We start from the raw sequence: 11,448 nt of genomic DNA, 5'->3' as shown, positions 1-11,448 counted from the left end.
CTGGATCGCCGCCGCGCGCGCAAGCTGGTTCGCCTTGCCGGTGACGAAGTTGTCGAACGTGAGCACCGGGTTCAGCTTCGAGCGCTCGTAGGTCGGGTCGGTCTCGCCGCTCGACGCGCCGGCGCCCGCGCCCTGGCCCGGGCGCCATGTGCGACGGCCAGCGGCGGCTTCGTTCGCGTCGAGGCTCGGCAGGTCGAGATCGGCGGCGTCTTCGGCCACCAAACCCGCGTGCGCGCCCCTGCCCGACGGCGCGACAGGCGCCGACGTCGCATGTGTCATGGCGGAAAAGCTCGCCGCGGGGCCGCCAGCCTGCATCGCCGGCGCAGCGGATGCACCCGTGCTGCCTGCGAGCGGCGCGCGCGGCGCAGCCGCAACCGGGGTGCGCACGCCCGCTTTCGGATCGAGGACGAATTGAACATCGACCGGGGTCTGCCAGAAATCTCGGGCCATATCGGCGATGCGACCCGAAAACTGACTCTTGACCCAGTCGAGCTTGAAACGGTTGGGAGCGGCGATCTGCAGCGTGTTCGCAGCAGCATCGAAGGCAACCGGGGCCAACGGTTTAATCCACGTCACGTACTGCTGGGGCGTCAGCTCACGCTCCAGCAGTGCGGAACAGTGTTGCCAGAAATCGTTCATCGAGTTGCTGTGTTGGTTTTGTCTGCACGCATTGCCCCCGCACCGTTCTCGCCGCGTGGGGATCACCCCTCGCGCGACGACGCCCTGACGGGCGACGGCAATTGCTCCGGACGCCTGCGCGGCAAGGGATTTGCGGCTGGCAGGCAGGCCGGAGCGGCGTGCAGGATTCTTGGGATAGGCGAGATTCTAACGCCGAAATCCCCCGGCCAGGAAGTTATCCACAGGGACCGATCAACGCACTGCGCTACCACCGCGCGATGCCCTGACCCCAGCGCCCACCCGGCATTCTCCATACGTCTACAACCTAACCTATTGACGGCTAACAAAAAACCGGCTTAAATAGCGGGTTCCGCGAAAACCAATCCCTGTACCACCGGCCATTGCTTTTTTCCGCGATGCTCGCCGCGGTCAATTCTCAACAAGTGAGAGCAACATGAAACGTACTTTCCAGCCTTCCGTTACGCGCCGTAAGCGCACCCACGGCTTCCGCGTCCGCATGAAGACTGCAGGTGGCCGCAAAGTGATCAACGCACGCCGTGCGAAGGGTCGCAAGCGTCTCGCCGTCTAAGCAGACGATTAAGGCTATTGCGCTGGTAACTGTGCCGGCGATTGCGCAGACAACTGCGCGGGAAACTATGCACAAAACGGTGCACGAAACTACGTCGGGCAGCATCGCCACTGGCGATTCCACCCGTAGTAGCGCACCGCAAGCGCACGCAGCGAAGGCAGACATAGCGGACGATGCGGACATCATGCCGTCGCGAACGCAGACCGCTTTCCCGAAAGCCGCAAGGCTACTGAAAACGGATGAGTTCTCATCCGTTTTTCGTTTGCGCCCGTGGCGCCGCTCCGCACACTTCGTCGTGTACGGTCGGCAGACGGATGGCGCGGCGCGCCTTGGGCTCGTGATCGGCAAGAAGTTCGCACCGCGTGCGGTCACGCGCAATCTCGTGCGCCGCATCGCGCGCGAGGCATTTCGCACGAACCGTGCGCAGTTCGACGGTTTCGACCTGCTGTTGCGCCTGCATACGAAGTTCGACCGCAAGGCGCTGCCGGGTGCGTCGTCGCCGCCGCTCAAGGCGTTGTGCCGCGACGAGATTGCGATGCTGCTCGGCAAAGCCGCGCGCGAAGTCGCGCGTCGTCGTGCCACACCGCAGGTTGCATCACAGGCAATCGCCACAACAACTGATGCGGTCAAGCCGGATCCGGATGGCAGCCCGCCATCCGCGACGGGAGTCAAGGCTGCATCATGAGTCGCACGCGCGAGTCCGGCGCACCCACCGCGCCCGCGCGCGCGGACCGACATTCGTTCTTCGGAGCGGCGCAGTCCAGCCGCAACGCCATGCAAACGGTACTGATCGCATTACTGCGTTTCTACAAGCTGGCCGTGAGTCCCCTGCTCGGCAGCCGGTGCCGTTTTTATCCTTCCTGTTCGGATTACGCACGCGAGGCAATCCAGTATCATGGCGCCGCGCGTGGGACTTATCTCGCTGCGCGGCGGCTGTGCCGCTGCCACCCGTTTTCGGCGGGCGGCTTCGATCCGGTTCCACCTGTCACCCCGAACAAGCGCTGACGCGCCATTCCATCGACACTGAGACAACGCATGGATATTAAACGCACCGTCCTATGGGTCATTTTCTTCATGTCAGCGGTCATGCTGTACGACAACTGGCAGCGCGACCACGGACGACAGTCGATGTTCTTCCCGAGCGCCACCCAGACGCAGACCGCCACCACCGGCGCGAAGCCTGAGTCGGGCGCACAGGCGAACGCGTCCGACCTGCCGTCGGCGACCAACGCTGGCGCGCCGCCCGCGGCCCCGACAACCGCGGCGCAGCCTGCTGAAGGCGCGGCCCAACTCATACATTTCCGCACTGACGTCTACGACGGTGTCATCGACACGCGCGGCGGCACCCTCACGAAGCTCTCGCTCGTGAAGGAAGCGAGCGGCAACGAGCCGAACCAGTACATGACGCTGTTCGACCACACGGGCGACCATACGTACCTCGCGCGTACGGGCCTGCTCGGCGGCGACTTCCCGAACCACACCGACGTGTTCACGCCGGTGTCCGGTCCGCGCGAACTGACGGGCGACGCCAACTCGTTCCAGATCAGCTTCGAGTCGCCGGTACGAGGCGGCGTGAAGGTCACGAAGACCTACACGTTCACGCGCGGCAGCTACGTGATCGGCGTCGACTGGAAGGTGCAAAACACCGGCACGGCGCCGGTCTCGCCCACGCTGTATATGGAACTCGTGCGCGACAGCGAGCCGGTAGAAACGCCGCGTTTCTCGCACACGTTCATCGGACCGGCTGTGTACTCGAACGAGCACCACTTCCAGAAAATGACCTTCAGCGATATCGACAAAAACAAGGCTGACTTCGTCAACCAGGTCGATAACGGCTGGATCGCCATGGTGCAGCACTACTTCGCGACCGCGTGGATTCCGGCACAGGGCGTGAAGCGCAATATCTACGTCGAGAAGTTCGACAACGCGCTCTACCGCGTGGGCCTGAAGCAACCGCTCGGCACGATCGCACCGGGCGCGACGACCAACGTCGAGGCGCGCCTGTTCGCCGGCCCGTCGGAAGAGCGCATGCTCGAAAGCGTCGCACCGGGCCTCGAACTCGTGAAGGACTACGGCTGGGTCACGATCATCGCGAAGCCGCTCTTCTGGCTGCTCGAGAAGATCCACAGCTATGTGGGCAACTGGGGCTGGTCGATCGTGCTGCTCACGGTGCTCATCAAGGCCGTGTTCTTCCCGCTGTCGGCAGCAAGCTACAAGTCGATGGCGCGCATGAAGGAAATCACGCCGCGCATGCAGGCGCTGCGTGAACGCTTCAAGAGCGATCCGCAGAAGATGAACGCCGCGCTCATGGAGCTGTACAAGACCGAGAAGGTCAATCCGTTCGGCGGCTGTCTGCCGGTCGTGATCCAGATTCCGGTGTTCATCTCGCTGTACTGGGTGCTGCTCTCGTCGGTGGAAATGCGCGGCGCGCCGTGGATTCTCTGGATTCACGACCTCTCGCAGCAGGATCCGTTCTTCATCCTGCCGGTGCTGATGGCCGTCTCGATGTTCCTGCAGACCCGCCTGAACCCGACGCCGCCGGACCCCGTCCAGGCCAAGATGATGATGTTCATGCCGATCGCTTTCTCGGTCATGTTCTTCTTCTTCCCGGCTGGCCTCGTGCTGTACTACGTCGTGAACAACGTGCTGTCGATCGCACAGCAGTACTACATCACGCGCATGATGGGCAAAGCGAACAAGCCGGCTAAAGCCAGCTGATCCTTGTGAGCGGGTGGCGACGCCGCCACCCGGTCAGGCTCCACGCTCGAGCCGCAAAAAATGAAGCCGCCCGGTTTGCGCCGGGCGGCTTTTTCTTTATGGGTGGGGCGCGACGCGATTCAGTCAGGCGTCAGCGGTGCTCGGTATCGCCGTAAAACTCGGTGATCAGCTCCTGCACCAGATACCGGTGATGTGGGCTCAGCGCCTCGATTTTCGAAGCGAGTTCGATCGTCTCCGGCGAAAGCGGATATTTCTCGTCGCGCCGAATGGGCTTGGGCACCGCCGAAGTCATACCACCAGGCGACGGACCGTAATGGAGCCAGTGGACATCGACCTTGAACCAGTCGGCGAGAGTGCGCAGCTTGTCGTCGGTGGGAATGGTGCGGCCGCTCAACCACTTGTGGGCGGTCTGCGGGAACACCGGATGGTCGCCGTGATGGCGCAGGTTGAAGTGCAATGCCAGGTCAGTACTGCCACGCAGTTTTTCGGGCGCGCGCTTCATTGCGAACTTGAGACGTTCGGAAAAGGCGGCTTTTTCTTCGATAGTCGGCATGGCCCAGATTGTGCCGCCCCATTTCAGCGAAGATGGCAACCAAACGAGTTATATTTAGCTCAATTACGCAACAAATCGCCCATTCCAGCTGATGCGGCGGCACCTCGTCTTCAGAGGAAAATGCTTTACGCATAGTCATTCTGACAGATTTTGTGCCGGGGATTTCCTAAATCTGGCCGCGAACGATGAGATAAATATTATCTAATACAAGATAAATATGGATTCGTCCCAATCTCGTGCGGCGCGAAAAGAAGCGCGCGTCGCCGCGTTACAATGCCACGCACTCCGCGCTCGCTGCCATAGCGCGTCTCTCCCGCAATCGACTCATCCGCACGCCATGCTCGCCACCGATTCCGATCCCATCGTCGCCATTGCCACTGCGCCCGGACGCGGTGGAATCGGCGTCGTGCGTGTGTCGGCGGGCCGCGCGGGCGCGGCAGTCGCCGAAGCGCTGATGCAGGCGCTCACGGGCCAGACGCTCGCGGCGCGTCACGCGAGCTACGTGCCGTTCCTCGACGGCAACGGCGAGGCACTCGACCGCGGTATCGCGCTCTACTTTCCGGCGCCGCACTCGTACACGGGCGAGCACGTCGTCGAACTGCAGGGCCACGGCGGCCCGATCGTGCTCCAGCTCGTTCTCCAGCGCTGCATCGACGCGGGCCGCCAGTTCGGGCTGCGGCTCGCCGAGCCCGGCGAATTCACGCGCCGCGCGTTCCTCAACGACAAGCTCGACCTCGCGCAGGCCGAGGCCGTCGCCGACCTGATCGAAGCCAGTACCGAAGCCGCCGTGCGCTCGGCGGGGCGTTCGCTCGAAGGCGCGTTCTCGCGTGACATTCACGAACTCGTCGACGATGTGGTCACGCTGCGCATGCTTGTCGAAGCAACGCTCGATTTTCCCGAAGAGGAAATCGACTTTCTGGAAGCCGCCGACGCACGCGGCAAGCTAGCCCACATTCGCGCGCAGCTCGACCATGTGCTTTCGGAGGCGAAACAGGGTGCGCTGTTGCGCGAGGGTCTCTCGGTGGTGCTCGCCGGGCAGCCGAATGTCGGTAAGTCGTCGCTGCTGAACGCACTGGCAGGCGCCGAACTCGCGATCGTCACGGCAGTGGCCGGTACGACACGCGACAAGATCTCGCAGACGATCCAGATCGAAGGCATTCCGCTGCACGTGATCGACACGGCGGGCCTGCGCGACACGGAAGATGAAGTCGAGAAGATTGGCATCGAGCGTACATGGAACGAGATCAGTCGCGCCGATGTGGTGCTGCATCTGCTCGACGCGCGCACGGGAATGACCGCAGAGGACGATGCGATCGCGGCGCGCTTTCCCGCCGGTGTGCCGGTGGTGCGTGTGCTCAACAAGACGGATTTGACGGGCGTGGCAAGCGCGAGCTCGACGCTTGCGCTACCCGGTGGTGGTGAGTTGAGCGAAGTTCGGCTGTCGGCAAAACAAGGGGACGGCATCGGGCTCCTGCGAGCCGAACTGCTGCGCATCGCCGGCTGGCAGGCCGATGCGCAAAGCGTCTATCTGGCGCGCGAGCGGCATCTGATTGCGCTGCGTGAAGCGGGAGAGCATCTCGCGCAGGCGGCCGCACATGCTGACCAGAACGCGCAGGCGCTCGACCTTTTCGCCGAGGAGTTACGGCTCGCGCAGGAGGCGCTCAATTCAATCACGGGCGAGTTCACGTCCGATGATTTGCTTGGGGTGATCTTTAGCCGGTTTTGTATTGGCAAGTAGTGGGGCGCCCACGGTTCTCTCGGGTCGTCTGGCTACACTCATCACCCCGCGTGCCCGTATTCGGTTATCGATCAGCGGCACGCTGCCTTGGGTGGCTGCGCGCTGGTTGCGTGGATTCGACCAGGCGCTTCAGGCTCGCTCTCGCGCGCTGATGAAACGCCTGCATGCGTCGTTCCAGCCGCGCTATTTAACGCGTCGGTGAAAATCTGTGCGCGTTGCTGATTAACAAAAGCGCATCCAATGCTCAGATACGCCGTGTTAAACGCGTCAATGTAATTCTTGCCCCCAGTGCCGCAGATTGTCCCGTACTCGACGGGCCACCAGCACAGGCAGGTAATCCACGATTCGCGCGCCTTCGCTGTACTCGGCCCACGTTTCTTCGTACATCCTTAAAACCATTTCCACAGGGACATTGGCGTCACTGGCAATCGACTTGACGACAGCATCATCAACATTGGGCGTTTTCATGCCGGACTCCTGGCAGTCGGAGTTTCGAGTTGCACGTGCGGGAAGTCATTACACAAGATCCACTGATTGCCCGCTAATTAAATAACACTATCTTCTCGAGCGAACCGGTCGACAAAGCGCTAATTGCCGCATAGACCAACGTTACTTTTCCTGTCTTGAGCCCGCAGGCGTACAGCTTCGCGATTCGCGCTTACGCCGGCCCGGCCTGGTATTCCAGCCGGACGTCCAACGCGTTGGCTAATCGAGCAAAAGTGACTACCGCCTCGCCGCGTCACAAAAGATTCATTAAATGATTCACCGATTCCGTCGCTAAAGGCGCTCTGCCGCGGCGCAGCAATTTGCTCTCAGGCTCAGGCGATCGACGGGGTTTCGAAAACGGTAAAGGCGCCGGACGCTGAGTTGCGCAAAGTGGGGCTAGCCGACGCACAGTCGGAGTATGAACACGCGTGCCCGACCGGCCAGCGTCTCGAACTGGCAATGGCGGGCTTCATCATCGTTTGCCTCGTGATGATCGGCGTGCTCTGCGTGTCGACGGTAAAACGCCAGTTTCGCGAATTCGGCGGCGGGCCGTTCGGCGGGTCGCGCGTGCCAGCTTTGACGTGCGTTGGATAAGTCCGGCCGCGCGGGAAAGAATGCACGAGCCGCGAATGCATCGTGTGAGCACCCAGACGCAAAAAAAACCGCGGCAGTGCCGCGGCGAAAAGAGCTTGCCACTACTTTGCGGCGTGAGGGGACACCGCCGCGATCTCATTCTCACGGCTCGTTTAACGAGCATCAACGGTTCGGCGGCCCTTTTGACAATTGTTAACCGTTGATTCGTCTTCCTCAGATGTTATGGCCGCTGAAATGTGCGCTATTTGTGGGCGCAATGCCCTTTGGATAGAGCATCGGGCGATTCGTGTTTCTCAGGTGACACACAGCCACGCCGGCATCTTGAAAATGCAGCGAGCCCCCTGCATGTAGTGCCCTCCCTTTATCGGAGCATTTCCATCGTGGGCAGCCGTCCTTTCTTCATCGACGACCTGGCTCGCGTCGCTGCCGACGGCTCCCGTCCGCCTGCCCGCGACGACGACGCCTTGCTCGACGCTTACTCGCGCACCGTGGTCGACGCGCTTGAGCGCGTTCAACCTGCTGTTGCTTTCATCGCCGTCGAGCACCGCGCGAAGGCCGGCGCCGCCGCGCGCGGCGGCAGCGGTTCGGGTTTTCTCTTCACGCCGGATGGCTATCTTCTGACGAACAGCCACGTCGTGCACGGCGCGAGCAGCGTGCGCGTAACGCTCGCCGACGGCGCCACGTACGAAGCCGACCTCGTAGGCGACGACCCGAGCACCGATCTCGCCGTGCTGCGTATCGGCGCCGCCGAAGCGCTACCGCACGCCGAGCTCGGTGAGTCCGCGCGATTGCGCGCGGGGCAAATCGCGATCGCGGTGGGCAGCCCGCTCGGACTCGCGCAAACGGTGACGACGGGCGTGGTGTCGGCGCTCGGGCGCTCATTGCGCTCCAACTCGGGCCGCATGATCTACGACGTGATCCAGACCGACGCAGCGCTTAACCCCGGCAATTCAGGCGGGCCGCTCGTCAACTCGGCGGGGCAGGTGATCGGCGTTAACACTGCGATCATTCCCGGCGCGCAAGCCATCTGCTTCGCGACCGCCATCGACACGGCCAAGTGGGTCATTACGCAGATCTTTGCGCACGGACGTGTGCGGCGTGCGCACATCGGCATCGCAGGGACCAATGTGCCGATCGCGCGCAAGGTGCAGCGCTATTTCGAACTCACCTCGACGAGCGGCGTGCGCGTGATGGAAGTCGCGAAAGAGAGCCCCGCGGCGCTGGGCGGGCTGCGCGTCGACGACACGATCGTCACCATCGACGGATTGCCGGTCAACGGCATTGACGCGTTACAGCGTGTGCTCGACTTCTCGCGAATCGACCGTGAGGTGGAGATCACGGTCATCCGGCTGACGCACAAGCTCACGCTGCGCGTGCGGCCTGTGGAGCATATGGGCTGATGCGACCGGCCGTTTCTTTGAGTTTTTGCGCGCGGCGTCCGTAGACGACGAGCCGCCGCGCGTGCCGTTAAATCGGCCGTTTTTTATTCGCATTGCGAAGCAATGGAATTACCACGCTGGCTGCTGCGGATACGCGCCATACGGGGGCGGCGGCGGCGCAGGCTGCGCGGGCGCGCAAGGCACGTAGTTGCGGGAGTACTGGTCGTAGCAATAGCCGCCCGACGGTGCAGCCGCATAGACGGGCGCGGGCGGCGCAGGCGCATAGACCGGCGCAGCCGCATAAACCGGTGGCGCCTGGTATGCCACGGCCGGTGCGCCGTTGATCGCTGCACCAACCACCGCTCCGATCAGCGCGCCGCCAAGCAGTGCGCCAACCACATCGCCGCCGTCATGACCGTGCGCACTTGCCGGCCCCGCGACAGCCATGGAACCCGCCAGTGCCAGTACTGCCACCATCTTCCGCATGTCGCTCTCCCCGAGAACGTTTGAATACATGCGGCAGATTGTGGACCTGAATATCCGATACAGGTGCTACATGAGGTAACGCGGAATTACGCGATCGCGCTCAACGCGGGCGTTCGTTGTCGGGACGCCGCTCGGCGCCATCGCGGAAGGTGGGGCTACGCCGTCCACCCAATGGACAAAGCAGGCTCAGTGCGATGGATAACACCACCAGCACGAACAGCGACACGAAGTACGTCATCCAGGAGAACTCGAAATCCACGAGCGCCTCCTTTGATCATCGCGTCCCCTGGTGCGTCGCGTTCGCCCGGTGCCGCACTGCTTAGTGGCGCAGGATGCTGCGCAGAGGATGACGCCAGTCGATATGATGCGCTCCCGCTTCTGCGCGCTGCCTGTGCTCCTCGAGAATTTCGTCGGAAAACAGAAAAACGACTATGACAAGAGGGATTAGCAGAAACGCGCCCAGTATTACGTGTTCGATCACGATAAACTCCAGGTTGTCAAGCGGTTGCGTTTCTATTGTAGTCATCACGCGACAGATTGCACGCGGGGAACCACTTACTCACTTAGTGAGACGCCCGGCGGCTTCGCTTATCCGGCTAGCAGCGCTGCGACACGCCTGGAAGCGCAAGGCGCGGATTTTTTCATCTGGAAGGGGAAGCCGCGCTTATCCGTGAGATCAGGCAGAACGGCGTCGCTCGCGCGTTGTGAGGCTGCAATCGTTTTCATTCCAAAAGCGCTCCATTAATCGATTGCTCCCGGATAGGTCTTCGCGCGCTTTTTATGTGCACTGCGTCACATCTCGTGGGCGATGCATTGATGCACCTGGCTCCGCGAAACCTGCCGGGCCGTTCGAGCCGCATGATTCGCATCGGCCTTGCCCGACAAGACCGATGAGCCGGTTCAACTGCTTCGCAATGCTATCGATCGTGGCGGAATGCGCCTGTTCGCGCCCCGTATCCCTTGCCACAGCACACCACGCGCGCACTGCAGGCGTCTGCCTCTGCTGCAGGCGCACACAAGATGCGCTTGAAGTCTGCGCCCCGTCCTCTAAATTGCGCAATTGGATCGGAACGGGAAGTTAAGTGCATAGCTAACCTGAGTCATTACCTGCAGGAGTGCAGAAATGAAAATGCTATCCGCCATGGCGATCGCCGTAGCCGGTTTGGTCTGTGCCGCGTCTGCCGTCGCTCAGGACGTCGTCGTCAAGCCGCAGCAAACGGTCCAGCTCAAACCGGGCTCGTATGGCTGCGTGTCGAAGGACAAACTCGACGCGGTGTCCATGCACGACCAGGCTGGTGAGCGTCAGCAGATGGAGGAATATTTCACGGCCTTCCAGTGCCTCTCCACGCCGGACAACCAGTCGTTCCGCGTGGTGCGGGTAGTCGGTCACGACGTGGAATTCGTGAACGCCGCCAACACTGACGACGAAGGTCTCTGGACCAGCGACCGCTTCATCAAGCAATAGCGCCGAGCCAATTCCGGCGCACGAACCGCGCCGGCCCGCCCTCACCGTCACCCACGCGGCTCTTCGCGAGCGCGTTCAGCCGTTGCCTCGCGATCCTGCAACCTGGGCCATGCGCACCTCGCGCGCGCATGCGGCACTGTCAAACCACCGTCATTTTTCCAACCGACCATTCGCATTGCGCGACACGCTGCGCGCGCGTGCGTGGCACGTGACTTGCAGCAAACTTCGCTATCATGTGCGGTTTTGCATGGCCCGGGATTTGGCATGGCACTTAAATCGACCATCTACAAGGCAGAACTCCAGATCGCTGACATGGACCGGCACTACTACGCCGACCATGCGCTGACGATCGCCTGCCATCCGTCCGAAACGAACGACCGGATGATGGTCCGCATCGCCGCATTCGCACTTTTCGCGAGCGACCGGCTCGAGTTCTGCAAAGGCCTCTCCGACACCGACGAACCCGATCTCTGGCGCAAGGACTACACCGATGCAATCGAGACGTGGATCGAAGTCGGTCAGCCGGACGAGCGCCGTATATCCAAGGCGAGCGGGCGTTCGGACGAAGTAATCGTGATCGCCTACGGTGGCCGCACCTCGGAAATCTGGTGGCAGGGCGTGCGCAGCAAGGTCGAACGGCTGCGCAACGTGACCGTGTGGTCGCTTGCCGATGGCGTCGCTGAAGCGCTCGGCAAGCTCACCGAACGCACCATGCGTTTGCAATGCACGGTTCAGGACGGTGCGGCATGGATCGGCAACGGGAACGACGAGCCCGTAGCCGTCACGTGGACCGTGCTCAAGGCGCCGGAGAAGGTCTGACCG

15 protein-coding genes are annotated in these 11,448 nt (G+C 62.3%); 9 read left to right on the top strand and 6 right to left on the bottom strand.

Features of this window, described 5'->3' with window-relative positions:
• Positions 1 to 639, bottom strand: a 639-nt coding sequence (locus L0U80_RS15350) for a DnaA N-terminal domain-containing protein (protein ID WP_308444860.1), incomplete at its 3' end; no start/stop codon positions are given.
• 433 nt (positions 640 to 1,072) lie between these two features.
• Here L0U80_RS15350 and rpmH point away from each other — a divergent pair.
• The 4 genes from rpmH to yidC all read left to right on the top strand — a co-directional run bounded on the left by rpmH (position 1,073) and on the right by yidC (position 3,925).
• Positions 1,073 to 1,207, top strand: a complete 135-nt coding sequence (gene rpmH / locus L0U80_RS15345) for a 50S ribosomal protein L34 (RefSeq protein WP_026120950.1) — start codon at positions 1,073 to 1,075, stop codon at positions 1,205 to 1,207.
• A 184-nt stretch (positions 1,208 to 1,391) separates the two neighbouring features.
• The gene (gene rnpA / locus L0U80_RS15340) at positions 1,392 to 1,892 is read left to right on the top strand and encodes a ribonuclease P protein component (protein WP_233865537.1); all 501 of its coding nucleotides are present in this window, start codon (positions 1,392 to 1,394) and stop codon (positions 1,890 to 1,892) included.
• Between the two features lie 89 nt (positions 1,893 to 1,981).
• Positions 1,982 to 2,212, top strand: a complete 231-nt coding sequence (gene yidD, locus L0U80_RS15335; protein WP_027793133.1) for a membrane protein insertion efficiency factor YidD — start codon at positions 1,982 to 1,984, stop codon at positions 2,210 to 2,212.
• 30 nt (positions 2,213 to 2,242) lie between these two features.
• Entirely contained in the window at positions 2,243 to 3,925 is a 1,683-nt protein-coding gene (gene yidC, locus L0U80_RS15330) for a membrane protein insertase YidC (protein WP_233865536.1), read from the top strand.
• A 130-nt stretch (positions 3,926 to 4,055) separates the two neighbouring features.
• On the opposite strand, the gene L0U80_RS15325 is transcribed toward yidC, so the two are convergent.
• Complete coding sequence (locus L0U80_RS15325) at positions 4,056 to 4,478, bottom strand: transcriptional regulator (RefSeq protein ID WP_233865534.1); 423 nt, start codon at positions 4,476 to 4,478, stop codon at positions 4,056 to 4,058.
• Between the two features lie 337 nt (positions 4,479 to 4,815).
• Here L0U80_RS15325 and mnmE point away from each other — a divergent pair, with 337 nt between their 5' ends.
• The gene (gene mnmE / locus L0U80_RS15320) at positions 4,816 to 6,216 is read left to right on the top strand and encodes a tRNA uridine-5-carboxymethylaminomethyl(34) synthesis GTPase MnmE (RefSeq protein WP_233865532.1); all 1,401 of its coding nucleotides are present in this window, start codon (positions 4,816 to 4,818) and stop codon (positions 6,214 to 6,216) included.
• A gap of 267 nt (positions 6,217 to 6,483) precedes the next feature.
• Here the strand turns inward: mnmE and L0U80_RS15315 are convergent, their stop codons facing one another.
• On the bottom strand, positions 6,484 to 6,684 hold the full coding sequence (locus L0U80_RS15315) for a DUF3562 domain-containing protein (protein WP_233865531.1): 201 nt from the start codon (positions 6,682 to 6,684) through the stop codon (positions 6,484 to 6,486).
• A 399-nt stretch (positions 6,685 to 7,083) separates the two neighbouring features.
• Here L0U80_RS15315 and L0U80_RS15310 point away from each other — a divergent pair, with 399 nt between their 5' ends.
• Together L0U80_RS15310 and L0U80_RS15305 are read left to right on the top strand one after the other, a co-directional pair.
• Positions 7,084 to 7,296 carry a hypothetical protein gene (locus L0U80_RS15310; RefSeq protein ID WP_233865530.1) on the top strand — a complete coding sequence of 71 codons (213 nt, stop codon included), beginning with the start codon at positions 7,084 to 7,086 and terminating at the stop codon, positions 7,294 to 7,296.
• 380 nt (positions 7,297 to 7,676) lie between these two features.
• Positions 7,677 to 8,696 carry a S1C family serine protease gene (locus tag L0U80_RS15305; RefSeq protein ID WP_233865529.1) on the top strand — a complete coding sequence of 340 codons (1,020 nt, stop codon included), beginning with the start codon at positions 7,677 to 7,679 and terminating at the stop codon, positions 8,694 to 8,696.
• 108 nt (positions 8,697 to 8,804) lie between these two features.
• Here the strand turns inward: L0U80_RS15305 and L0U80_RS15300 are convergent, their stop codons facing one another.
• From L0U80_RS15300 to L0U80_RS15290, 3 genes are all read right to left on the bottom strand, one after another.
• Positions 8,805 to 9,161, bottom strand: coding sequence for an ecotin precursor (locus L0U80_RS15300; protein WP_233865528.1), 357 nt, complete (start codon positions 9,159 to 9,161; stop codon positions 8,805 to 8,807).
• A gap of 100 nt (positions 9,162 to 9,261) precedes the next feature.
• Complete coding sequence (locus L0U80_RS15295; protein ID WP_233865527.1) at positions 9,262 to 9,420, bottom strand: hypothetical protein; 159 nt, start codon at positions 9,418 to 9,420, stop codon at positions 9,262 to 9,264.
• Between the two features lie 60 nt (positions 9,421 to 9,480).
• Positions 9,481 to 9,642 carry a hypothetical protein gene (locus tag L0U80_RS15290; protein ID WP_233865526.1) on the bottom strand — a complete coding sequence of 54 codons (162 nt, stop codon included), beginning with the start codon at positions 9,640 to 9,642 and terminating at the stop codon, positions 9,481 to 9,483.
• Between the two features lie 642 nt (positions 9,643 to 10,284).
• Between L0U80_RS15290 and sap1 the strand changes: the two genes are divergently transcribed.
• The gene (gene sap1, locus L0U80_RS15285) at positions 10,285 to 10,626 is read left to right on the top strand and encodes a surface attachment protein Sap1 (RefSeq protein ID WP_233865524.1); all 342 of its coding nucleotides are present in this window, start codon (positions 10,285 to 10,287) and stop codon (positions 10,624 to 10,626) included.
• A 264-nt stretch (positions 10,627 to 10,890) separates the two neighbouring features.
• Complete coding sequence (locus L0U80_RS15280) at positions 10,891 to 11,445, top strand: YaeQ family protein (protein ID WP_233865523.1); 555 nt, start codon at positions 10,891 to 10,893, stop codon at positions 11,443 to 11,445.
• Positions 11,446 to 11,448: the final 3 nt, after the last annotated feature.

This window comes from Paraburkholderia adhaesiva, from assembly GCF_021390575.1.
GTDB lineage: Bacteria > Pseudomonadota > Gammaproteobacteria > Burkholderiales > Burkholderiaceae > Paraburkholderia > Paraburkholderia adhaesiva.
This window is presented reverse-complemented; position numbering and strand designations above follow the sequence as displayed.